The sequence below is a fragment of the Sphingobacterium tenebrionis genome (genome assembly GCF_037126265.1).
Taxonomy (GTDB): domain Bacteria; phylum Bacteroidota; class Bacteroidia; order Sphingobacteriales; family Sphingobacteriaceae; genus Sphingobacterium; species Sphingobacterium tenebrionis.
In genome coordinates this window covers 44,293-66,352 of record NZ_JAYLLN010000010.1, presented here as the reverse complement: position 1 = coordinate 66,352, position 22,060 = coordinate 44,293, and the positions used below count along the sequence as shown (strand labels likewise).

Genomic DNA, 22,060 nt, shown 5'->3' with positions numbered 1-22,060 from the left:
AGAATGTTGATACTTGAAAAATTATTCTTACCAAAAAATTGCAATGTGCTTTATATCTGCGTAATAATTTTATCACGAAGCCTTAAATAACCCAAAAAAGTGGCTTTTGGCACGAATTTTCTCTATTTTCGTATCATAATAGTTTAATATGCAACTTAGACTCTTTTTCTTTTTGATTTTATGTTGTTTTCTTACCAAATCCAAAGCCGAATCCTATACAGAAGTAGTTTTCGATAATAGTTTGGTGAAAGGAAGCTATGCTAGAAGTTATGTGGATTATTCCGGACAAAGCTGGGTAGAGAATGTACATCGGAACCTCCTGGTTTCTGATTCCCTTTATTTTACACCAGGAAATGCATTGTCCTTGCGCTATATCTCTTCGGAAGCTGGCGATTGGAATGTACTGGTTCGATACAGTCGTCAGAAATTCCATTACCGGGTATCAGCGGAAGATGTTTTGAATTTGAAACTATTTGTCGGTTCTTCGGAAACCGCACAGAAGCAGTTGCCATCTATTTCCATCCAACAAGGCCCCAATCAATCTATTAGTCTACCCTTAGGCGATTATATTGAAGATTATACGAATAATGCCTGGTTGAATGTTAAGATTCCGGTTAAGGATTTTGCCGGATTAAATATTGATAAGATCATTTCAGGGGTCATTTTCAGACAGCAGCAAAGCAGCCCTGCTACCCATCAATTGTTCCTTGATCAGATTGAATTCCTACCTGCCAATTATTCAACGGCTCCCTTGACTTCCGCAGCAGTGCTTTCTAAGGTCAATCCTCACGGTAAACATGTAGAATTACAATGGCAGGTGCCATTGACACCAAGTATCAGGTATGTGAAGATTTACCGATCGCTGGATAATAAGGAGTTCACCCCCGTAGCTATTCGACCAACGTATATGTTGAGGTATCTGGATTATGTGCCTACATTGGATAAAAAATATTATTATAAAATCGCTTGGGTAGATTATAATTACCGCGAATCGCCATTCTCGGATGTAAAGGAGGTGGAACCGAAAGCACTGAACGAGAACCAGTTTTTGGATTTGGTTCAATTGGCCCATATCAATTATTTCATTGAGAACTATGATGTGAATTCCGGGATGTATACACCATTCCGATTGAAGGATAAAGCTCCTGTTTCTGTAAAAGAAACCGGTGGTGCCTTATTGAGTTTAATGGTGGGCGTAGAGAAGGGATTTCTATCGAAGTCCATGTTCCTCAACAGAACCAAGAAAATTGTTCAATTCTTAGATAAGGCACAGAATAATAAAGGTTTTTATCCGGCGTTTTTCGATGGAAGAAAAGGATTGCCGGAATACCTGGATGGACAGGCAAAATACGATGTGGTAGCTACCACATCCATTATTGAGGCTTTATTGATTGTAAGGCAGTACCTCAAGGGCGATGCCGCTGAAGAAGCCGAATTGCGGACAGCCATCACAAAATTATGGGATAGGGTAGATTGGCGAGCTGCTGCATTGAGTACAGATCCACTTATATTAAGATCTTCTTTGGATATGGTGGAAGGGAATCTTCCACATGCACCTTTAACGGGATTGGGAGTTGGTTTGAATACCTATATGCTGGCAACGGCTTCCAAGAAACATAGTCTTCCTAATCAGGCATTTTCAAATTCCTTGGCCTATTCCTATAAACGGGTAGTGCCTGCAAGTCCATTGGATAATGCCAAGGGAATTCAGGATTCTTTAAGCAAAGATAGTTTGGCTAAAACGGATATGGATTTGGAAATAGTGGACAAGCCAGTGCTGGTGGATACCTTGATCAAAGTATCAGGCCTGAAGGATACTTCAATGTATGGTCTAGATGTCCCGTTTGGGCCAATAAATTCGAGTCTCCTGGAAATGTACAGACCATTTACCAGTATTAATCCTAACCTAGCTAAAGTTGGCGCATATGATTTGAAGGATATTGTAGGGAAATATGCGCTATTGGTTAAACGTAGGGACAATGAAATAGGTGTGGGGACTACCAATTCAGATATCTGGGGTTTCTATCAGCATTTTGATGCGGTGGGTAATTACCGGATCAATCCTGCTATATCTATAGCGAGCATATTTTTGGATCCTGTTAAAGCAAAACGTTCATTAAATGCTTTGTATACACTTTATGGGGAGACCCTATTCTCGGAATATGGTTTCCGATCATGGATGGATCTGAAAAACGATGATGTTTCCGATGAATATTTGGCGTCGAACCAAGCCCATGTGGCGGTCATGTTGGAAAATGCCAGAACAGGGTTGATCTGGAAGCTATACCAAGGGATTCCAGAGATTCAATCTGCGGAGCAAAGAATATTTAAAAAATAAAATTTAACGAGGAAAACTTATATTTACGAAATTAATAATCTACAAAAAATATGAAGCGAATAAACTTTTTGTTTTTGATCATTTTAGCTAGTGTTACGCTGTTCTCTTGTAAACAACAATCCATGGTGGTAAATCCAGGAGCCGTTGTTTCCAAAGATGGTACCAACGATGGATTGAAAAATGTAAAACGTGAATTTGAAACGGCAACCGAAACCAATGAAGGGATAATGGTCTCTTTATCTTCCGATTTATTGTTCAGTACAAATTCATCTTATTTATCGGAGGCGGCTAAAAAAGAATTGAGCAAATTGGTGAAGGTGTTGAAAACGGATCAGGCAAAAGCTAAGATCCGTGTGGATGGACATACAGATGCCACCGGAGAAGCAAATTATAACCTTTGGTTATCGGATAAAAGAGCAGCTTCTGTAAAAGCATTTTTAGTAGATGCCGGAATTGCAGAGTCTAGAATAGCAACAAGAGGTTTAGGGCTGACCAAACCAATTGCAGATAATAAGACGCCCGATGGCCGTCAGAAAAACAGACGGGTAGAGGTGGTGATTTTAAAATAAGAAATTTCACTTAAGAAAAAAGAGCTCAATTGGTTATCAATTGAGCTCTTTCTTTAATGGATAATCTGGTCGCAATCTGAAATAATAGATTAAAACAATAAAGGTTGTCTATCTTGAATTCTTCTGACAGATTTGGCTCCAATCTTAAGGAATTATTAAGTATTTTTGTTAGTTCAGAGGGAAAACTATGTATATAATTTTTGATACGGAGACGACGGGATTGCCGAAGCGTTGGGATGCACCAATTACAGATACAGATAATTGGCCGCGTTGTATTCAGATTGCTTGGCAATTGCACGATGAAATGGGTAGGTTGGTAGAGCATCAAGATTATCTGATTAAACCGGATGGCTTTAATATCCCTTATGATTCGGAGAAAATTCACGGTATCTCTACGGAATTGGCAACGCAAGAAGGGGTTCCTTTACAGGAAGTCTTATCCAAATTCAATGAAGCCCTTTCAAAAGCAAAATTTATAGTAGGTCAGAACATCGGATTTGACCTGAACATCATGGGCGCTGAGTTTTATAGGTACCAAGTGGATAGTCCCATGGGGAAGATGCAGATCTTGGATACCTGTACAGAAGTGACTGCCGATCTATTGAAATTACCAGGTGGACGTGGTGGTAAGTTCAAATTACCTACACTTACCGAACTACACAGTTATTTATTTGGTGTTCCTTTTGCGGAGGCACACAATGCAACCGCCGACGTGGAAGCAACAACCCGTTGTTTCTTTGAGTTGGTGCGTCGCGAGGTTTATACACCAGCAGATCTTCAAGTTGATACCGGATATTTTGTAGAGTTCAAAAGAGAACATCCTGCTGTTGTTGAATCAGTAGGATTAAAGCATATCAATCTAAAAGCAGCATCGGACGATATCCGTGCTCGCGAAAAGTCGGGTATTGCTTCAGTTACCATCGATCCGGAAACATTAAAACGATTCCAAGAGGCAAGTTTTGCCCATTTACATAACCATACCCAATTTTCTGTCCTGCAATCTACCATCTCCATTGACGGTTTGGTGCAGGCGGCTGCAAAGCAAAAAATGCCAGCTGTAGCCATGACCGATCATGGGAATATGATGGGAGCCTTTCACTTTGTAAGTAAGGTGTTGGGCTATAATAAAGACCTGGAAGCAAAAAGGGAGGAAGCCTTGGCAAAGGGCGAGGATTTTACCGATCAAGCGATCAAACCGATCGTGGGTTGTGAGTTCTATATCTGTGATGATCGGAAAGATAAATCCCGCAAGGATAACGGTTACCAGGTAGTTTTTCTGGCCAAAAATAAAGAAGGCTATCATAATATGGCCAAAATGGCATCTATTGCCTATACTGAGGGTTTCTATTATGTGCCTCGGATTGATAAATCTGTTGTGGAACGATACAAAGAACATCTGATCGTTTTAACCGGTAACCTGAATGGTGAGGTACCTAGTAAGGTTTTGAATATTGGTGAAAGCCAGGCTGAAGAAGCCTTGATCTGGTGGAAGGAATTATTTGGCGAGGATCTGTATATAGAGATCATGCGCCATGGTCAGGAAGATGAGAACCGTGTGAATGCTACATTGATCGAACTGGCTAAAAAGCACCAGGTTAAAATGGTTGCTACCAACAATACCTATTATGTCAATAAAACGGATGCGCATGCCCATGATATCCTTTTATGTGTAAAGGATGGGGAGAAACTATCTACGCCTAAAGGTAGGGGTAGAGGTTTCCGATTCGGCATGCCGAACCAAGAATATTATTTCAAATCGGCGGAGGAAATGAAAAAGTCCTTTACCGATCTGCCCGATGCCATCATCAATATCCAGGAGATTTTGGATAAGATCGAAACGTATTCACTTAATCGGGATGTACTATTACCGAAGTTTGAGATTCCAGAGGAATTTCAACATGCAGAAGATGATGTGGATGGCGGAAAAAGAGGGGAAAATGCATTCCTTGCCCATTTAACCTATAAAGGGGCAGAAAAGCGATATGAGGAAATTACGGATGATATCCGCGAGCGTTTGGATTTTGAATTGGCGACCATCGAGAAAACCGGATATCCAGGTTATTTCTTGATCGTACAGGATTTCATTGCTGCGGCTCGAGATATGGGCGTTTCTGTGGGGCCAGGTCGTGGATCGGCAGCGGGTTCTGCCGTTGCTTATTGTTTGGGAATTACGAATATCGACCCCATCAAATATGATCTACTATTTGAGCGTTTCTTGAATCCTGACCGGGTATCCATGCCGGATATTGATATCGACTTTGATGATGAGGGGCGTGGTCGAGTAATGCAGTATGTGATCGATAAGTACGGCGCTTCGCAAGTGGCCCAGATCATTACTTATGGTACCATGGCGGCGAAATCATCCATCAAGGATACAGCAAGGGTGTTGGATCTGCCTTTGGCAGATGCTAATGAGATTGCCAAATTGATCCCCAACCTCAAACTGAGCAAGATTTTCAATATGGAGGATAAAGCCTTAAAGGAGGCTTTACGTTCGGAAGAATTGGAAGCAGTCAATAAGTTGAAGAATTTGGCTGATGGAGCTGGTCTTGAGGCGGAAACCATCAAACAAGCGCGTGTTTTGGAAGGATCCATGCGCAATACAGGGATCCATGCCTGTGGAGTTATTATTACGCCAGATGATATTACGAATTTTGTTCCGGTATCCTTGGCGAAGGACTCCGATCTGTATGTTACCCAATTTGATAACTCGGTGGTGGAAAGCGCCGGCTTATTGAAGATGGACTTTTTGGGGTTGAAAACCCTGACCTTGATTAAAGATACGGTCACCAACGTTAAATTACGCCACGATATTGAGCTGGATCCGGATCATTTCCCGATTGACGACGAAAAGACTTATGAGCTTTTCCAACGTGGAGAAACCATCGGTATCTTCCAGTATGAGTCTCCGGGGATGCAGAAATACATGAAGGAGCTGAAACCTACAGTATTTGCGGATTTGATTGCCATGAACGCACTGTACCGTCCGGGACCGATGGAATACATTCCTTCCTTCGTTAAAAGGAAGCATGGAATTGAACCAATTGCCTATGACCTGGATGCATGTGAGGAATACCTGAGCGAAACGTATGGGATTACGGTTTACCAGGAGCAGGTAATGCTTCTTTCGCAGAAGTTGGCAGGATTCTCTAAAGGTGATGCCGACGTTTTGCGTAAGGCGATGGGTAAGAAACAAAAGGCGGTATTGGATAAAATGAAGCCTAAGTTTGTGTCGCAGGCGGAAGCCAATGGGCACAATGCAAAGGTATTGGAGAAAATCTGGACCGACTGGGAAGCTTTTGCGAGTTATGCCTTCAACAAGTCGCACTCGACCTGTTATGCATGGATTGCCTATCAGACCGCTTATTTAAAAGCACATTATCCGGCAGAATATATGGCTGCAGTGCTTTCAAACAACATGAACGACATCAAGCAAGTCACTTTCTTCATGGAAGAATGTAGAAGGATGGGATTAGTGGTATTGGGGCCTGATGTAAATGAATCGCATTATAAATTTACGGTAAACGAGGAGGGAGCTATTCGATTCGGAATGGGTGCTGTGAAAGGGGTTGGTGCAGGAGCAGTGGAGACCATCGTGGAGAGTAGAAGTTCTGGACCTTATAAATCACTGTTTGATCTAGCGAAAAGGGTAGATCTGCGGATGATCAATAAAAAGGCCTTTGAGAGTTTGGCATATGCAGGTGGATTTGATTCCTTTAAAGATACCCACCGGGCGCAATACTTTAGTTCGGATACAGATAACAGTACCGGAATTGAGAAAGCGATCAAATTTGCACATAAATTCAAGGAGAATGAAAATTCTGCGCAGGCCAGTCTTTTTGGGTCTGGCGGATCGGTGGAATTACCAGAACCTACTTTTTCTCCGGCTACTGCTTGGGGCTTGATCGAGAAGTTGAAATATGAAAAGGATGTGATCGGGATCTACCTGACCAGCCATCCATTGGATAACTATAAATTTGAGATCAAGCATTTCTGTGCGAATAAGGTAAGTGAATTGCAGATGATCAATAAGATGAAAGCTTCGGAGGTGGAGCCGGAGGTAGCTTTGGAATTCAATCGGATCAAGAACAAGGAAGTGGTTGTTGGTGGGATTATCCAATCGGCGAATCATCGTGTGGCGAAATCTGGAAAACCTTTCGGATCTTTTGTTATTGAGGATTATTCGGATTCGTATGAGATCATGGTCTTTGGTGAAGATTATGTGAAATTCAAGGGATATCTACAGGAAGGATATTTTGTGCAGATCCGGGGACTGGTGCAGGAAAGATTTAAGCAGGTAGGAAACTGGGGATTTGAATTGAAGAACATCCAATTGCTTTCGGATCTTCGGGAAAAGATGGCGAAAACTTTTACCATTCAATTTCCATTGCATAAACTGGATTCGGAATTTATTGCAGAATTAGAGCGTTTGATCAATTGTTGCCATATTGAAGGGCAGGAGGCGAATTGTCAATTGAAGTTCAAAATCATGGATATGCAGGATGAACTGACGATTGAGATGCCGGTGAAAAAGCGTAAGATTTTTATTACGAATGAGTTTTTGGATGGTTTAGAGGAGTTGGAAGGGGTGAATTATAGATTAAATTGATAAGCTATAGAAATTTTATTAAGTGGAAACCTATAGCATAAGGTTGGGAATGATTATATTTGTATAAATACTATTGATAAATCAAATAAGCATAAAAGTATGGCATTAGAAATTACAGACAGCAACTTTGATGAAGTTGTATTAAAATCAGATAAACCAGTTTTAATTGATTTTTGGGCAGAATGGTGTGGTCCATGTCGTATGGTAGGTCCATTGGTTGACGAAATTGCTACAGAATACGAAGGTAAAGCAGTAGTTGGAAAAGTTAACGTGGATAACAACCCAGATATTTCTGTTCGTTACGGTATCCGTAATATCCCAGCGTTATTATATTTTAAAAACGGTGAGATTGTTGACAAACAAGTTGGAGCAGTTCCAAAATCTGTTCTTGCTGAGAAATTAGATAAACAATTGTAATCTTGTAAAGAATATAAGATTTATAAAAAGCTCAATTCGTAGGAATTGAGCTTTTTTTTGTTGGGAAGAGGTATGGGGGGCATTGGAGGTAGGTGTGTGGGGTGTAGGAGGTAGGTATGCGGCGTTGGAGGTAGGTGGGAGCGTTGGAGGTTCTTGGGGGCGCGTCATTGCGAGGAACGAAGCAATCTTTACCCATGTCATGCTGAGCGAAGTCGAAGCATCTACATTTGGTACCCGTATAGATCCTTCGACGCTGCTCAGGATGACACTTAAAGGTTGCTCAGGATGACACTTAAAGGCTGCTCAGGATGACACGAGGAGAAAGATTGCTTCGTCGTGCCTCCTCGCAATGACGCAGGTGGCGCAATGACGGGGAAACTTCCGTACGTTGACGTGGAAACCTCCTCGCAATGACGCGTAAGTTCTCCTCGCATTGACGGACAAACCTATCTAAACTTCAAATTATACTGTACCCCCAAAGTAACCCATCTACCCAATAACGGCACAGCTTCAATTTCCAGATACTCCTCATCAAAAATATTCTGAACATCACCATACACCCTAAAATTATTTCTTTGATACCCAACCCTAAAATCAGAAACAAAATAAGGCGTTCCAGAAATTCGTTCCAAATACCTATTTGCTGTAGTAAACGACCATTCCTTAACCTCATAACTCAACGTTCCAACTAACTGATGTTTCAAACTTTTAATCCCGTATTTTAATATCTTATTCTCAGTCTTATTAATAATAGAAGGATCTAAATAATTATAATCCACCTGAAATCTCAAGGATTGATCAACTCCCAAAGGCTGTAACAAATTAAAATTTACCAAAACCCCATGCACCTGGTTTTTCCCTAAATTCATGGCCTGATAAGGTACAGCGGTACTTTCTCTCGTCCAATCAATAAAATTATCAATATCCCGATAAAAATAACCCGCTTTGGCAGCAATCCTATCCTTATTAAATTTCAGCGTCAGATCATGTTGCCATGCATTTTCAGAAACCAGTTCAGGATTTCCAATATTCGCTGGCCTTTGGTTAAGATAAAGATCCGTAAAGGTAGGAATCCGTTGGCTCGACCCTGTACTTGCCGCAATCTGCCAATAATTACCGATCAAATAACTCACATCAATCCCTGGAAAAACCTGCCAATCATAATCTGAATTATAATTAACATAAGCCCCCAAATTGATCAAGAAATTCTTAATCTGACTTGTCCTAAATTCCGTATATGCCCCAAAATTCACACGTTCATGCTTCCCGATATTCGAACTGCTGATTTTCTCCTGGCGGGTTTCCAAACCTAGGCCAAGATCACCATACGCACTTTTATAACTTGCGTTCAACTCCCCTGAAAGGGTATGGGTATAATGTTTAGACCGACCTTTGCTCAAGTCGTTTCGGTAATAACGATAATCATCTTCATTATAGCGATGGCTAAACCTAGGACTGATAAACCACTTATTTCCAAGTTGATGCGTAGAAGCCAAACTATAATGAACGGTTTCCACATGTTCCTCCGATTCCTTATCACCTGGCGCTGCATAATAGCCATTGGCACCAAATTCATTATTAATATATCCAGCCATCATTTGAAGGGCATTTCGATCATTGAACTGGAATTGATTCTGATAGTAGATTTTTTCATTATCAGAAGCCGTATTATATCGTTGTCCATTTGAATTTTCCTTGGTCAGGTAAAGCTGATGTTGTTGCTTTTCGGTAGAAATTGTTCCACCTAGCTGAATACCTTTTCCCCAATATATCCCTTTCTTTCCTTCCTCTTCACGGTTTTCAAAGGAAGATCCCGCATAGGTATGGGCAAAGATGCTATGGCTATCCGCCTTTTTCGTAACGATATTAATTGCTCCTGTCAGTCCGTTAATTCCGAATATTCGAGAGGCAGGACCACGAAGGATCTCGATACGTTCGATAGCTTCCAATGGAACCGGAATATTCAACATATGGTGACCAGTTTGTGGATCGGAGAACTTGATTCCATTTACCAATAAAATGGTCTGATCAAAACTACCACCATCGATCCCAGCATCAGCCTGGGTGCCGAAGGGGCCACGCTGCCTGATATCCACTCCAGCTGCATAACGAAGAACTTCGTTGATGCTGGTGCTGGGCAAGGATTGAATCTCTTTCTGACTAATGATCTGTATGTTTCGGCTCGATTGACTGACCGGTATCTGAAGTCTATTCCCTTGAATATGAACTTCCTGTAATTGGGTGCTGTCCGTTTGGGATTGCTGCGCTAATAATAGGGTTGGTACTGAACTTAAGATTAGTAATAGCTTGGAGGCGTATTTCATATAAAATAAATTTGCCAAAGGTATCGAAATATTTTTAATTGAAGCTTTCTGTTTTGTCTTTCTTCGTTTGAATAGGTAGGTCAGGTTGGCCTGCATCAATCCAAGCACTCCACCATAACGAACCTACTGCATGGATGGATTTCTGCATCCTCCGTTCCACCATACCTTCCAATAATTCATGGTATAAATCTAAATAGGCATTGGAATAAGTGTGAAGAATACTGTTGCCTCTTGCTTGAAAGGATTTGTGATGGAGATCAGGTAGTCTATCTGCCGTGGTTTTTTCCAACAGCAACACAGAGTCCAAACGAGCATGGCTTTCCTTAATGGTTTGCCATGCAAAAGATGGAACATGATCTATATAACTTGCCGTACCTACCATAAGGTTATAGTTTTCAAAAAAACGCTCTGGAAGCCGCGATTCCCAAAGGGCATGAATACCTAATTGATTACTGAACTGTCCATTATAATTGCTGCTGGTATGCAAGGGAACATGTGCATCGGCGATGTAATGCCCAAGATCTGCAGCATGTTTAATAATGTTTTTGGTGTTTTTTTCTTGAAATGCATAGACCAGGTTCTGATAGGAGATTTCGATCTGCCAAGGGATCATGCCATGTTGGAGGAAATTAAAACGATCCTGTCTAGCCTTTAATTTATACCAGGGAACCATCAAGGTATCCAAGGATTGGTCTAAAGAATCTTCATTGTTGTCTAAAGAATCCATATTAAGGTCAAATGAAACATCATTAGGCTGCCATCGATCCAAATCAATAAAATGTCTTTTGCCTTCGGCAGTATCGATGTAAACCCTTTTGTCCGCATTAATGGCGGAGGAAGTTATGCGATAAATATGGCTTTTGAAAAAGGAATTTAACGGATGGGGAAGGGTATAGACTGCATTTTCATTAATTAATCTATGCGCAAAAAATCCCCACTTTGGTTTATCGGAAAATAAGTATAAAATAAAAAGGCTAATGAAAAGGGGTTTCATGTTGAATAACAAATGTTTAGGTTAAATTAAAGAAATAATTCATTGAATGTTAATATTTAAACGTTTACTTATTCATTGAATATTGTTAATTTGGGGTTCCAAAATATTTCGATGAAGATATTATATGCTGTTCAAGGAACTGGAAATGGGCACTTATGCCGAGCGATAGATATTATTCCATCCCTTCGAAAACATGCTGAAGTAGATGTACTGGTCAGCGGGATTCAAGCCGATATTATTCTGCCATTTGAAGTGAAATACCGGTACCATGGCCTGAGTTTCATATTTGGTAAAAGCGGGGGGGTAGACCTATGGCGTACGTTTATGAGTTCTACTGTCCGGAAGTTTGTGAAGGAGGTCAATTCGGTGCCCGTGGAGCAATATGATCTCGTGATCAATGATTTTGAACCGATCTCCGCTTGGGCATGTTATTTTAAGGAGAAGCCTTGTATTGGTTTGAGCCATCAGATTGGAGCTTTTGATCCGGCGAGTCCTAAACCAGAAGAAACGGATATGCTAGGCAAGTTCATCATGAAGAATTATGCTCCATCTACGCATTCCTATGGGTTCCATTTCAAAAGTTATGCGCAGCATATATTTACACCGGTTATTCGTAATTCTGTACGCGAATTGGACGCAGTAGACAATGGACATTATACGGTCTATTTACCATCGTACGACGATGCCCATCTATTAAAGCATCTATCCCGTTTTCCTGATGTGAAATGGGAGGTCTATTCCAAGCATAACAAAAAGCCATTTCAATTAAAGAATGTAACCATCAACCCCATCAACAGTGATGCTTTTGTGAAGTCCATGGCGACTGCTTCGGGGATTTTATGTGGTGCAGGATTTGAAACTCCAGCAGAAGCATTGTATCTTCAGAAAAAATTACTGGTAATTCCGATGAAAAACCAATACGAGCAACATCTGAATGCAGCCTCATTGGAAGAGATTGGCGTTCCGGTAATTAAAAGTTTGAAAAAGAAATCGGAACTGGAAATTGAATCTTGGTTGAATGCCAAATCAAAGGTAAAGGTGGATTATCCGGACTGTACCGATGCTATCGTTGAAAACATATTAAACAATCATAAATCTTAATTTATCAATCATAAATCATAATTTACACAATCATACCTAATGAAAGCATTTTTAATCAGTATATTTTTATTGGCGGGGATCAGTCTATCCCAAGCGCAGACCTTAAAAACGGCCAACGATTCCTTAGCTTATGCCTTAGGGCAGGATTTGGCGGGATATCTGAAGAGGATGGATCTTCCCGTGAATTCGCAGATTTTGACCAACGCATTTAAAGATGTGTTGGATGGCAAGAAAATGCTATTCGATGATACGCAAAAAGAAGAGGTCATCCAGAAAGGTATGCAACGTGTTTCTGAAGAAAAACAGGCAAAACTAAAAAAAGCAGGTGCTGATTTTTTGTTGCAGAATAAGAAAGTGGCAGGGGTTAAGGAAACAGCAGATGGTATACAATACCAAGTGATCACCGAAGGAAAGGGATTACAGCCGACATTAACCGATACGGTTGTGATTCATTATAAAGGATCTTTAATTGATGGAACCTCTTTTGATAGTTCCTATGATAGGGGCGAACCGATCACTATCCAATTGGAAGATATGATTGAAGGCTGGAAAAGAGGCGTTCCATTAATGAAAGCCGGATCGAAGTATAAGTTTTTTATCCCTTACCAATTCGGGTATGGCGAAAGAGCTTCTGGTCCGATTCCTGCCTATAGTACCTTAATTTTTGAAGTAGAATTGTTGGAAGTGAGAAAGGAGCCATTGAATGAAGTTAAACAAGCTTTATAAGGGAAATCTTCAGGTTTCTGAAATCGGATTGGGAGCAATGTCCTTTATGCAGGGGCATGAATCGACCAATGATCGGATTTTAGAACGAGCCTCGAGCTACGGGATCAATTACCTGGATACTTCGGACCTCTATGATAAAGGAAAGAATGAGGAACTGATCGGAAGGTTGTTGCAGGGAAAACGTCAGGATTGGGTATTGGCCTCTAAAGTTGGTAACAAATGGCGATCGGATGGTTCTGGGTGGGATTGGGTTCCTTCTAAGAAGCATATTCTCTCGGCGGTGGAGGAAAGCCTTGGCCGCTTGAAAACGGATTACCTTGATCTTTATCAACTGCATGGTGGAACTTTGGATGATCCATTTGATGAGATTATAGAGGCTTTTGAGCTGTTGAAGGAGCAAGGAAAAATAAAGGAATATGGGATTTCCTCCATTCGGCCAAACGTCTTTCTGAAATATGCGGAGAAGAGCCAGATTGTTTCCAACATGATGCAATACAGTCTGTTGGATAGGAGGCCAGAGGAATTTTTCTCGAAGCTCAAGGAAGAAGGGATTGCTGTTTTTGCTAGAGGGACGGTAGCTCAGGGATTGATGTTGAACAAACCTGCGCAGAAATACCTCAGTATTCCGGTGCATCAGGTATTGAAGATTCAGAAGGCGGTGGAGGAAACGGCAAAGGAATTGAATGTATCTGCGATGGCGCTGGCGTTGAAATATCCACTATTACATCAACCGGTTCTTTGTTCGGTGGTGGGAATTCGTACGAAAGCCCAAGCTCAGGAGCTGGGAAAAGCCATGGAGGAAATGGAGAAGCTAAGTCTACCGGATTATGACCAGATTATGGCCTTGCTTCCGGAAATCAAATATGCGGAGCATAGAAGATAGGGGAAGGTATTCTAAGCTGTTAATCCAGCTATTCGGATCATTTAAAACCTGTTAACTAAAATATTTTTTAAGGATAATTTGAAGATCCTCAGGGGTATCAATAGATTCATTTAAATGGCTAGAAATAGCCGTTTTTATTTTGTACCCATTTTCGATCCATCTCAGTTGTTCTAAGGATTCTGCTGATTCTAGGGAGGATAGGGGTAGTGCTGTTAAATCTTGTAGAATGTCGCTGCGATAGCCGTAGATACCGATATGGTTGTAATAATCCATCTGGTTCAACCAATCTTTCATTTCTTTTCCCCGGAAATAGGGAATGGGTTGACGGGAAAAATAGATAGCTTCCAGTTGCTTGTTGATAACCACCTTTGGTTTATTGAAGTTTTGGAGGTCTTCGAGCTGTTCGATTTTTCTTATTAATGTAGCAATCTGGGTGTCTTCCTGTTGGAAGCAGGATACGAGAAGGTCGATCTGGTTGGGATCTATGAAAGGTTCATCGCCTTGGATGTTAATGGCAACATCGAAACCAGCTGTTTTTTTTATGATTTCAGCGCATCGATCAGTTCCTGATTGATGGGTGTTGCTGGTCATCATGACATTTCCTGCAAAGCTTTGTACGTGGTCGAAGATTCGTTGGTCGTCGGTCGCGACGATGACTTCGTGTAAGGAGGAAGCGTTTTTAGCTTGGTTGTAGACACGTTGGATCATGGTCAATCCGGCAATGTCTATTAAAGGCTTGCCAGGGAAGCGGGTTGATTCGTAACGTGCTGGGATGATACCTATTACTTTCATGATTTTTTTGTTTTTACGTCATTGCGAGGAACGAAGCAATCTTATCGTCATTGCTAGGAACGAAGCAATCTTTAGTCTTGTCATGCTGAGCGAAGTCGAAGCATCTACAATTGGTACCCGTACAGATCCTTCGACGCTGCTCAGGATGATAAAGACGCTGCTCAGGATGACACTAAAAGAAAGATTGCTTCGTCGTGCCTCCTCGCAATGACGTGCTTTCGCAATGACGTGTTTTTACAATGACGGATTTTCCTTACACTATCAAGCCTAAAACAAGCCAAATAACTCCGTTTCAATCTTTTGAATAATAATTCCTAAATCCTCAGAATTATTCGCGAAATCCAAATTATCCTTATCCAAGATCAACAATTTCCCATCCTTATAATTCCCGATCCATTTTTCATACTTCTCGTTCAATTTGGAAAGGTAATCCAATCTTATCCCCGATTCATAATCTCTACCACGTTTCTGAATATTATTCACCAATGTAGGCACTGATGCCTTCAAATAAATCAATAAATCCGGTGGTTTGATATAATGGATGATACTTTGGAAGATATCGCTATAATTCTCAAAATCCCGTTCACTCATCAATCCCATATCGTACAAGTTCTCTGCAAAGATGTAAGCATCTTCATAGATCGTACGGTCTTGGATCATATTGATCCCGCGGTTCTGCAGATCAACAATATGACGGAAACGGCTGTTCAGAAAAAATATCTGTAGGTTAAAGGCCCAACGTTTCATATCGCTGTAGAAATCCTCCAGATATGGGTTGTTATCTACGGCTTCAAATTGGGGTTCAAAGTTGAGGTGTTTGGCAAGACGCTCGGTTAAAGTCGTCTTTCCAGCACCAATATTTCCAACAATGGCTATATGCATATCTGATTAATATAGTTTTTTAAGACCAATGATTTCTCTTACCTCTTTCAATGTTTTTTGCGCACTAGCCTGTGCCTTATCTGCACCCAGTTTAAGTACTTTCGCAATATAGGCATCATCCTTATCGATTTCTTCGATACGTGTTCTCACCTCATTGGTTGCCAATACCATATCCTCTGCCAATTGTTTTTTGAAATCACCATATCTGATTTCGCAATTGTTGTACAGGCCATCAAAATGGGCCAAGGTATCCGGTGTAGAGACCACTTTCATTAAATCGAATAGATTCTGAACCGCTTCTGGTTTTTCCTGGTTCAAACCGGTAGGTCCAGCATCCGTCACTGCACGCATGATCTTTTTACGGATCGACTCTGCAGGATCGGAAAGGTAGATACAATCGGCATCACCATTGGATTTCCCCATTTTTCCCTGACCACTCAATCCAGGGATCTTGATCAGTTTGTCGGAATAGGTAAAGGCGAAGGACTCTTGGAAATAATCCACATTATACAACCGGTTGAAACGGTTACCGAAGGTACGTGTCATCTCCAGATGCTGTTCCTGATCTTTACCAACCGGTACTTTGGTCGCATGGTGGATCAAAATATCACAAGCCATCAAAACAGGATAAGTCAATAGACCTGCATTGACATTATTTGGGTTTGCTCTTACCTTGTCCTTGAAAGCGGTAGAACGCTCCAGTTCGCCCAGGTAAGCGTTCATGTTCATGTATAAATATAATTCAGCTACCTCAGGCACATCAGATTGTACATAGATGGTGGATTTTTCAGGATCCAATCCGGCAGCTAAATATTCAACAACCACTTGGCGCACAGTACTGGTTAGGTCCTGTGGGGTAGGGTGTGTAGTTAACGAGTGAAGGTCGGCTATAAAAAAGAAGCAATTGTATTCGTTCTGCATTTTAACGAAATTGCGCAATGCTCCATAATAGTTTCCTAGGTGTAATTTTCCGGTACTTCTAATACCACTAACAACGGTTTCCATATGTTGCAAAGATATGCAAATATTGGAAATAAATCACCCTAATATAACTGTGGATGCTCCAATAGGTCGGTCACATAGCCAAGCACTTCTGCTTCGTTGTTTCCGTCCTCCAACATGGAGAAAGTGAGGTAGGCCGCGTAGATTTCTGATGAGAAGAGCACATGTTTGTCGGAAACAATCGCATCGACCACGCCTTCACGGACTTCAATGCCCAAATGCTCAATTTCATTGTGTAAATTAATAGCTATACTATCGTGATCTTCCCCAGATGCAAAGCCAACAATGATATGCAATATCAATTTATCGAATAATTCCGGAGCCATATCCTTGAACTTATTGGCATAGAGTTCAGCATCAAAACGACTTTTTGCACTACAGACAATCTTGTCCCAAATAAGGTATTCAGTTTTAGTTTGCATAGTAGAAAGTTTATAATTGTTATATGTAAATATAACGTTAATTCTTTAATATCCTATATATAATCAGGCATAATTCAGGCTTTTAGGCAAACTTTTAAGGCTTTTTGGGGGTTATTAAGAAAAGTGTATATTTAAATTATCGATCATGGAAAATTCGAAAAACAACAAAAAGAATCTAGAAGAAAACCTGGAAAACGAAGCGGAAAACCTAGAACAAGGTCAGGAAATCTTGGATGAGGGCACAGAAGAAATCGATGAGCAGGGACCTACCGATCCGCAGGATCTGGCCTATAATGAAGAAGAAGATAGTTTTGAATTGGATGTGAATGATGAAGATCCAGATTGGGATCATCCAATGGATTACGATACGATCAGTGAAGGTGCTCAGGATGATGATTCTACCTTTGATAATTCGAACCCTTATGTTGGAGAGGAATATGCCGATCGGGAAGATTTGCAGCAAGAAGAGCTGGAGGATAATAATATGCGGATCACGGACGATCGCGCTATACGCGTTTCTAAGGAAGATGAGGCCCTATCCCGAAATCCGGAAGATTATAGGGATGACCTTGATGAAGAAGGTTATCCGAAGAACGACGAAAAATAAAATGTATACATGTTAATAGATCTTAGTGGAAAAAAGGCCTTAGTAGGAGGTGGTTCGGATGGAATTGGAAAAGGGATAGCATTGCAATTAGCTTCGGCAGGAGCTGAGGTGTTCGTGATGGCGAGAAATGAAGAGAAGCTTAAGGCCGTAGTTGCGGAATTGGATGATGCCAAAGGGCAACAGCATGGCTATGTGATCACGGATTTTAATGATCTGGAAAAACATAAAGCCGTGTTGAAGGACTTTTTTGGTAAACATCACATTGATGTTTTATTGAACAATACCAATGGTCCTCAACCGGGCAATGTCCTATCGAAAAAGGAAACGGATTATCAGGTAGCTTTTGATCTCTTGTTCCAGAATGCGGTAATTGCCAGCGAATTGGCATTGCCCCATATGAGAAAGCAGGGATTCGGCCGGATCATCAATGTTTCATCGCTAACCGTTAAAGAGCCACAGGATAACCTGGTCCTTTCCAACAGTATGCGGATTGCCCTGGTCAGCTGGAGCAAATCCCTTTCTGCTGCCGTAGCCAAGGATGGAATTACCGTTAATTCCATTATGACGGGCTATTTCGATACTGAGCGCTTACATAGTCTGATGGAAGGACAAGCCAAACAACAGGGAATTCCCCTGGAAGATGTCAAGCAGCAGCGATTGGAAAGCATTCCATCAAAAAGATTGGGATTACCTGCCGAATATGGCTTTTTAGTCACCTTCTTGGCTTCAGATTATGCCTCTTATCTCAATGGTGCCAGCATCCCCTTGGATGGTGGACTTTCTAAAGTGGTTTTTTAAAGGTTTTTTTTAAGATATATTCTAATTGGAAGCTATTCAGCTTCCAATTGTTCTTTATATAATCTTTTGTTCTCTTCCATTTCTTCCGGCATTTCCGGGTATTGGATATCCTTGTACTGTGATAGTACATCGTAAATGATCTGCGCAACGAGATACCGGCTTACGGGTTTGCTGTCTGAGGGGATAACATACCATGGCGCATGTTTTTTACTGGTGTTTTTGATCGCGTCTTCATAGCATACTTGGTATTTGTCCCATAAAGCTCTTTCTTCCAAATCGCCAGGGGAGAACTTCCAATTCTTTTCCTCTTCCTCCAAACGGCTCAATAGCCTGTTCTTCTGCTCTTCCTTACCAAGGTTCAGGAAGAACTTGAAGATGATCATCCCGTTTTCCGCCAATCTTTTCTCAAAATTGTTGATCTGCTCGAAACGCATATCCCAAAAATTCTTCGGCAATTTCTTGGGGTCGGTGATTCCCGGTATGCGTTCGTTCAATAGATATTCAGGATGAACCCTGGTAACCAAAACATTCTCATAATGCGTTCGGTTAAAAACAGTGAACTTTCCTTTCTGCGGTAATTTGATTTCATGTCGCCAAAGGTAATCATGCTGCAGTTCCTCCTCGCTAGGGGTTTTGAAACTTTCCACCACGACCCCTCGCACATTCATTGCCTTGAAGACTTCCCTGATTAAAGAGTCTTTTCCGGCCGTATCCATGCCTTGAAGGCAGATAAGGACACTATATCGGTCATCGGCATACATCTTGTCCTGCAGGTCAGCTATTTTTTTGCGCAGTTCCTTCAATTTTTCTTTCGCTTCATCCGAACTGATATCCTCTTGGAATTTGGAGGGATGATCGGAAAGCTTAAAATCCTTATCAGCCGTTAGTTTCTTTGCATAATTCGCCATATTGCTTTTTTATCTGATTATAACGTTATTTGATTATATTCTTAATTATAATTAATTTTGATTATAAATTCTAATATAACTATATTTGGTTATAAACTGATTTATAATCGTTTTCGGTTATATTTTTGATGAAAATAATTCTAAAGAAATTATAAAGGAAATTTAGGAAATAAAACAGTAAATTCAATCATTATGAACCAACGAATCATCATAACAGGAGATGTAGTGCATTCAAGATCCCAGGATATCGGATTGTGGATGCCCGAATTAGAACATAGTCTTCGACTCCATGCGCAGCGTTTTGATGTGTTCCGGGGAGATAGTTTCCAGGCTGAGGTAGACGTAGAGCAGTTGTTTACCACTATTTTTCATTTGAAAGCTTCATTAAGAAGTTTTGAAAATATGGATGTTCGGTTAGGGATAGGGATTGGAGAGATCAGCTATATAGACCCCGACATCAAAAAAGCTTCCGGCACGGCCTTCGTGTATTCGGGCGAAGCATTTGATCATCTGGGGAAAGAAAGTATCCTGTTCAAATCCGAAAACGAGGATTTGGATGCCTTCTTGAACCTGACAACCAGCTTAGCCTGTCTGATTGCCGAACAATGGACGGTGAATATGGCGGAGTCGGTCAAAGCGGCATTGGAAAACCCCGAGGCTACCCAACAGGAATTATTGGAAATAATAGGTCGGAAGCACCAGAGCCAATTGAGCTTAGAGCTCAGGAAGGCGAATTATGCGAAAATTCAACAGGTCATACGATATTGTACACAAGAATTAAGAAAACATGCTTAGTTTATTATTGATGTTTCTGGCCCATATCCTTGGGGATTTTGTTTTGCAACCTAGGTCTTGGGTGGAAAAAAGAACGGCTAAGATTCAATACCTATTTTATCATATCGCTGTTCATGCAGGATTATTATTCTTGTTTTTCTCCTGGGATTTGACCGGGAATTGGCAGAACATCCTTTTTTTAACAGCAGCACATTTGGCCATTGATAGTGCTAAGATCGGTTTTGAGATAAAATTCCCTAAGCATGGGGTCTTGGCCTTTATCATCGATCAGCTACTGCATATCGGGAGTATCCTTGTCGTGTTTTTCTTCAATAATCCTGAGAAATGGAACGCGCTCATCGGACAAATAGATCCGTATACCATCCTTTTGTACCTCATAGCCATCATGATGCAGCTGTTTGTGGTGCCGATCATTATTCGGGTATACATCAGTAAATGGAACCAAGAGGTAGAGTTCAACAATAAACGGAAGGAAACCCTATTTGAGGCTGGAAAATTGATCGGGGTTTTGGAAAGGGTCATGATCTTATGTTTCGTTCTGTTGGATTTCATGGAGGGCATCGGCTTTCTTTTGGCTGCCAAATCCATATTCCGATTTGGCGACCTCAGCAATGCAAAAGATACCAAATTCACCGAATATGTACTGATTGGCACACTGTTGAGTTTTGTGTTAGGGACCTTGATTGCCTTAGGCTTAAAACAAGCACTGATTTTAATATAAAAACAAACATAAACCTATATAAAAATGAATATCCTTAAAACCTATACCTTATTGATTTTCATGGTTTTTACCATGATTGGATCAAGCTATGCACAAAGCCCTACGTTTGAGGAAGATCTGCAACAGATTATACAGAAGCATGAGGCTGTTGGTCTAGCTATAGTGGTGGTAAAGAATGGAAAACCCGTATTCGAAAAGGCCTATGGCTACAAGGACCTAGAAAAGAAAACCGCATTGAGTACGCAAGATCTGTTTCGGATCGCGTCGATCTCCAAATCTTTCAGTTCTACTGCAATTATGCAATTGGTGGAGCAGGGAAAAATCAGTCTAGATGATGATTTCAGTGATCTGGTCGGATTCAACGTGCGAAATCCTAAATTCCCGAATACCAAAATAACATTAGAAATGGTGCTATCGCATCGTTCTAGCCTGAACGATAGCAATGGATATTTCACTTTTGATGTCCTGGATTCTACGAAAAACCCCAATTGGGCTAAATCCTATAATAATTACGAACCAGGCACAGGCTATGAATATTGTAACCTTAATTTCAATATGGTAGGGGCAGTTCTTGAAAGGATCAGCAATATCCGTTTTGATAACTACATCGAACAGCAAGTATTAGCTCCCTTGCAATTACAGGCAGGATACTGTGTGGATTCTTTGGACCAAAGCAGGTTTGCTAAGCTATATGTAAAAACCACTGGGGTTTTTAAAGAGCAACCTTCTGCCTACAATCCGCGATCAGAAGAAATCAGGAATTATACGATGGGTGTGAGCACCCCTGTATTCTCTCCAACCGGGGGGCTTAAGATCTCCGCCAAGGACCTGTCTACCTATATGATGATGCACATGAACTATGGGAAGTTGGGAAAAGTAAGAATCCTCAAGGCGAAAAGTTCAAAAAGAATGCAGAAAGGCTTGTCTGCTAAAGAGCATTATGGATTAGCCTTATTGGAAACCAATGATCTTATTACTGGAGAACATTTAATAGGGCATACCGGCTCTGCCTATGGACTTTATAGCAATATGTTCTTTGAACCCAAAAAGAAATTTGGGTTTATCGTCATTACCAATGGCTGTGTACCGAACTTGGTAGAGGATGGACAGACCCTCAAATTTTCCAAGGAAGTTATCAATCTATTATACAAGAACTATATTAAAAGATAAAA

19 protein-coding genes are annotated in these 22,060 nt (G+C 40.9%); 12 read left to right on the top strand and 7 right to left on the bottom strand.

All coding sequences use genetic code 11. The annotated features are described in order from the left end of the window. The first annotated feature begins 148 nt into the window (after positions 1-148). From VJ786_RS06200 to trxA, 4 genes are all read left to right on the top strand, one after another. Entirely contained in the window at positions 149-2,338 is a 2,190-nt protein-coding gene (locus tag VJ786_RS06200) for a glucoamylase family protein (RefSeq protein ID WP_134776618.1), read from the top strand. 50 nt (positions 2,339-2,388) lie between these two features. After that, positions 2,389-2,907, top strand: a complete 519-nt coding sequence (locus tag VJ786_RS06195; protein WP_134776617.1) for an OmpA family protein — start codon at positions 2,389-2,391, stop codon at positions 2,905-2,907. A gap of 187 nt (positions 2,908-3,094) precedes the next feature. Further along, positions 3,095-7,516: a DNA polymerase III subunit alpha gene (gene dnaE / locus VJ786_RS06190; RefSeq protein ID WP_134776616.1), complete on the top strand. Its 4,422-nt coding sequence runs from the start codon at positions 3,095-3,097 to the stop codon at positions 7,514-7,516. Positions 7,517-7,615: 99 nt separating this feature from the next. Then, a complete protein-coding gene (trxA, locus tag VJ786_RS06185; RefSeq protein WP_099367430.1) occupies positions 7,616-7,933 on the top strand; it encodes a thioredoxin in 318 nt (105 codons plus the stop codon). A 446-nt stretch (positions 7,934-8,379) separates the two neighbouring features. Here trxA and VJ786_RS06180 read toward each other — a convergent pair whose 3' ends face one another. After that, a complete protein-coding gene (locus VJ786_RS06180) occupies positions 8,380-10,275 on the bottom strand; it encodes a TonB-dependent receptor plug domain-containing protein (RefSeq protein WP_336557450.1) in 1,896 nt (631 codons plus the stop codon). 16 nt (positions 10,276-10,291) lie between these two features. Continuing rightward, positions 10,292-11,251, bottom strand: a complete 960-nt coding sequence (locus VJ786_RS06175; RefSeq protein ID WP_134776614.1) for a zinc dependent phospholipase C family protein — start codon at positions 11,249-11,251, stop codon at positions 10,292-10,294. A gap of 111 nt (positions 11,252-11,362) precedes the next feature. Between VJ786_RS06175 and VJ786_RS06170 the strand changes: the two genes are divergently transcribed. From VJ786_RS06170 to VJ786_RS06160, 3 genes are read left to right on the top strand one after another with little or no spacing between them, the layout of a single operon-like run. Continuing rightward, positions 11,363-12,352, top strand: coding sequence for a glycosyltransferase family protein (locus tag VJ786_RS06170; protein ID WP_099367432.1), 990 nt, complete (start codon positions 11,363-11,365; stop codon positions 12,350-12,352). A 39-nt stretch (positions 12,353-12,391) separates the two neighbouring features. Beyond that, the gene (gene bamJ, locus VJ786_RS06165; protein WP_134776613.1) at positions 12,392-13,078 is read left to right on the top strand and encodes a BamJ family beta-barrel-assembly machinery protein; all 687 of its coding nucleotides are present in this window, start codon (positions 12,392-12,394) and stop codon (positions 13,076-13,078) included. Next, positions 13,056-13,961, top strand: coding sequence for an aldo/keto reductase (locus VJ786_RS06160; protein WP_134776612.1), 906 nt, complete (start codon positions 13,056-13,058; stop codon positions 13,959-13,961). Before bamJ ends, VJ786_RS06160 begins: the two co-directional genes overlap by 23 nt. A 51-nt stretch (positions 13,962-14,012) precedes the next feature. On the opposite strand, the gene kdsB is transcribed toward VJ786_RS06160, so the two are convergent. From kdsB to VJ786_RS06140, 4 genes are all read right to left on the bottom strand, one after another. Continuing rightward, a complete protein-coding gene (gene kdsB / locus VJ786_RS06155) occupies positions 14,013-14,753 on the bottom strand; it encodes a 3-deoxy-manno-octulosonate cytidylyltransferase (protein WP_134776611.1) in 741 nt (246 codons plus the stop codon). A gap of 267 nt (positions 14,754-15,020) precedes the next feature. Next, on the bottom strand, positions 15,021-15,635 hold the full coding sequence (locus VJ786_RS06150; protein ID WP_099367435.1) for a deoxynucleoside kinase: 615 nt from the start codon (positions 15,633-15,635) through the stop codon (positions 15,021-15,023). Positions 15,636-15,641: 6 nt separating this feature from the next. After that, entirely contained in the window at positions 15,642-16,640 is a 999-nt protein-coding gene (trpS, locus tag VJ786_RS06145; protein WP_134776610.1) for a tryptophan--tRNA ligase, read from the bottom strand. Positions 16,641-16,678: 38 nt separating this feature from the next. Further along, on the bottom strand, positions 16,679-17,059 hold the full coding sequence (locus tag VJ786_RS06140) for a hypothetical protein (RefSeq protein ID WP_099367437.1): 381 nt from the start codon (positions 17,057-17,059) through the stop codon (positions 16,679-16,681). A 145-nt stretch (positions 17,060-17,204) separates the two neighbouring features. On the opposite strand from VJ786_RS06140, the gene VJ786_RS06135 reads away from it, so the two are divergent. Both VJ786_RS06135 and VJ786_RS06130 read left to right on the top strand, forming a co-directional pair. Beyond that, a complete protein-coding gene (locus tag VJ786_RS06135) occupies positions 17,205-17,666 on the top strand; it encodes a hypothetical protein (RefSeq protein WP_245153284.1) in 462 nt (153 codons plus the stop codon). Positions 17,667-17,675: 9 nt separating this feature from the next. Continuing rightward, complete coding sequence (locus tag VJ786_RS06130; protein ID WP_134776609.1) at positions 17,676-18,464, top strand: SDR family NAD(P)-dependent oxidoreductase; 789 nt, start codon at positions 17,676-17,678, stop codon at positions 18,462-18,464. Between the two features lie 32 nt (positions 18,465-18,496). On the opposite strand, the gene VJ786_RS06125 is transcribed toward VJ786_RS06130, so the two are convergent. Further along, positions 18,497-19,372: a PPK2 family polyphosphate kinase gene (locus VJ786_RS06125; RefSeq protein ID WP_134776608.1), complete on the bottom strand. Its 876-nt coding sequence runs from the start codon at positions 19,370-19,372 to the stop codon at positions 18,497-18,499. 192 nt (positions 19,373-19,564) lie between these two features. Between VJ786_RS06125 and VJ786_RS06120 the strand changes: the two genes are divergently transcribed. Genes VJ786_RS06120 through VJ786_RS06110 form a run of 3 tightly spaced genes read left to right on the top strand, consistent with a single transcriptional unit; the run spans position 19,565 to position 22,058 of the window. Continuing rightward, complete coding sequence (locus tag VJ786_RS06120) at positions 19,565-20,167, top strand: SatD family protein (protein ID WP_099367440.1); 603 nt, start codon at positions 19,565-19,567, stop codon at positions 20,165-20,167. Next, the gene (locus tag VJ786_RS06115) at positions 20,160-20,888 is read left to right on the top strand and encodes a DUF3307 domain-containing protein (RefSeq protein WP_099367441.1); all 729 of its coding nucleotides are present in this window, start codon (positions 20,160-20,162) and stop codon (positions 20,886-20,888) included. The genes VJ786_RS06120 and VJ786_RS06115 overlap by 8 nt, the downstream gene beginning before the upstream one ends. A gap of 24 nt (positions 20,889-20,912) precedes the next feature. Further along, complete coding sequence (locus VJ786_RS06110) at positions 20,913-22,058, top strand: serine hydrolase domain-containing protein (RefSeq protein ID WP_134776607.1); 1,146 nt, start codon at positions 20,913-20,915, stop codon at positions 22,056-22,058. Positions 22,059-22,060: the final 2 nt, after the last annotated feature.

Coding starts and splice junctions, on each gene's coding strand:
- VJ786_RS06120 (WP_099367440.1), top strand. CDS start 19,565: ATGAACCAACGAATCATCATAACAGGAGATGTAGTGCATTCAAGATCC.
- VJ786_RS06125 (WP_134776608.1), bottom strand. CDS start 19,372: ATGGCGAATTATGCAAAGAAACTAACGGCTGATAAGGATTTTAAGCTT.
- VJ786_RS06160 (WP_134776612.1), top strand. CDS start 13,056: ATGAAGTTAAACAAGCTTTATAAGGGAAATCTTCAGGTTTCTGAAATC.
- kdsB (WP_134776611.1), bottom strand. CDS start 14,753: ATGAAAGTAATAGGTATCATCCCAGCACGTTACGAATCAACCCGCTTC.
- VJ786_RS06150 (WP_099367435.1), bottom strand. CDS start 15,635: ATGCATATAGCCATTGTTGGAAATATTGGTGCTGGAAAGACGACTTTA.
- VJ786_RS06130 (WP_134776609.1), top strand. CDS start 17,676: ATGTTAATAGATCTTAGTGGAAAAAAGGCCTTAGTAGGAGGTGGTTCG.
- VJ786_RS06140 (WP_099367437.1), bottom strand. CDS start 17,059: ATGCAAACTAAAACTGAATACCTTATTTGGGACAAGATTGTCTGTAGT.
- bamJ (WP_134776613.1), top strand. CDS start 12,392: ATGAAAGCATTTTTAATCAGTATATTTTTATTGGCGGGGATCAGTCTA.
- VJ786_RS06175 (WP_134776614.1), bottom strand. CDS start 11,251: ATGAAACCCCTTTTCATTAGCCTTTTTATTTTATACTTATTTTCCGAT.
- VJ786_RS06170 (WP_099367432.1), top strand. CDS start 11,363: ATGAAGATATTATATGCTGTTCAAGGAACTGGAAATGGGCACTTATGC.
- dnaE (WP_134776616.1), top strand. CDS start 3,095: ATGTATATAATTTTTGATACGGAGACGACGGGATTGCCGAAGCGTTGG.
- VJ786_RS06110 (WP_134776607.1), top strand. CDS start 20,913: ATGAATATCCTTAAAACCTATACCTTATTGATTTTCATGGTTTTTACC.
- trpS (WP_134776610.1), bottom strand. CDS start 16,640: ATGGAAACCGTTGTTAGTGGTATTAGAAGTACCGGAAAATTACACCTA.
- VJ786_RS06135 (WP_245153284.1), top strand. CDS start 17,205: ATGGAAAATTCGAAAAACAACAAAAAGAATCTAGAAGAAAACCTGGAA.
- VJ786_RS06200 (WP_134776618.1), top strand. CDS start 149: ATGCAACTTAGACTCTTTTTCTTTTTGATTTTATGTTGTTTTCTTACC.
- trxA (WP_099367430.1), top strand. CDS start 7,616: ATGGCATTAGAAATTACAGACAGCAACTTTGATGAAGTTGTATTAAAA.
- VJ786_RS06115 (WP_099367441.1), top strand. CDS start 20,160: ATGCTTAGTTTATTATTGATGTTTCTGGCCCATATCCTTGGGGATTTT.
- VJ786_RS06195 (WP_134776617.1), top strand. CDS start 2,389: ATGAAGCGAATAAACTTTTTGTTTTTGATCATTTTAGCTAGTGTTACG.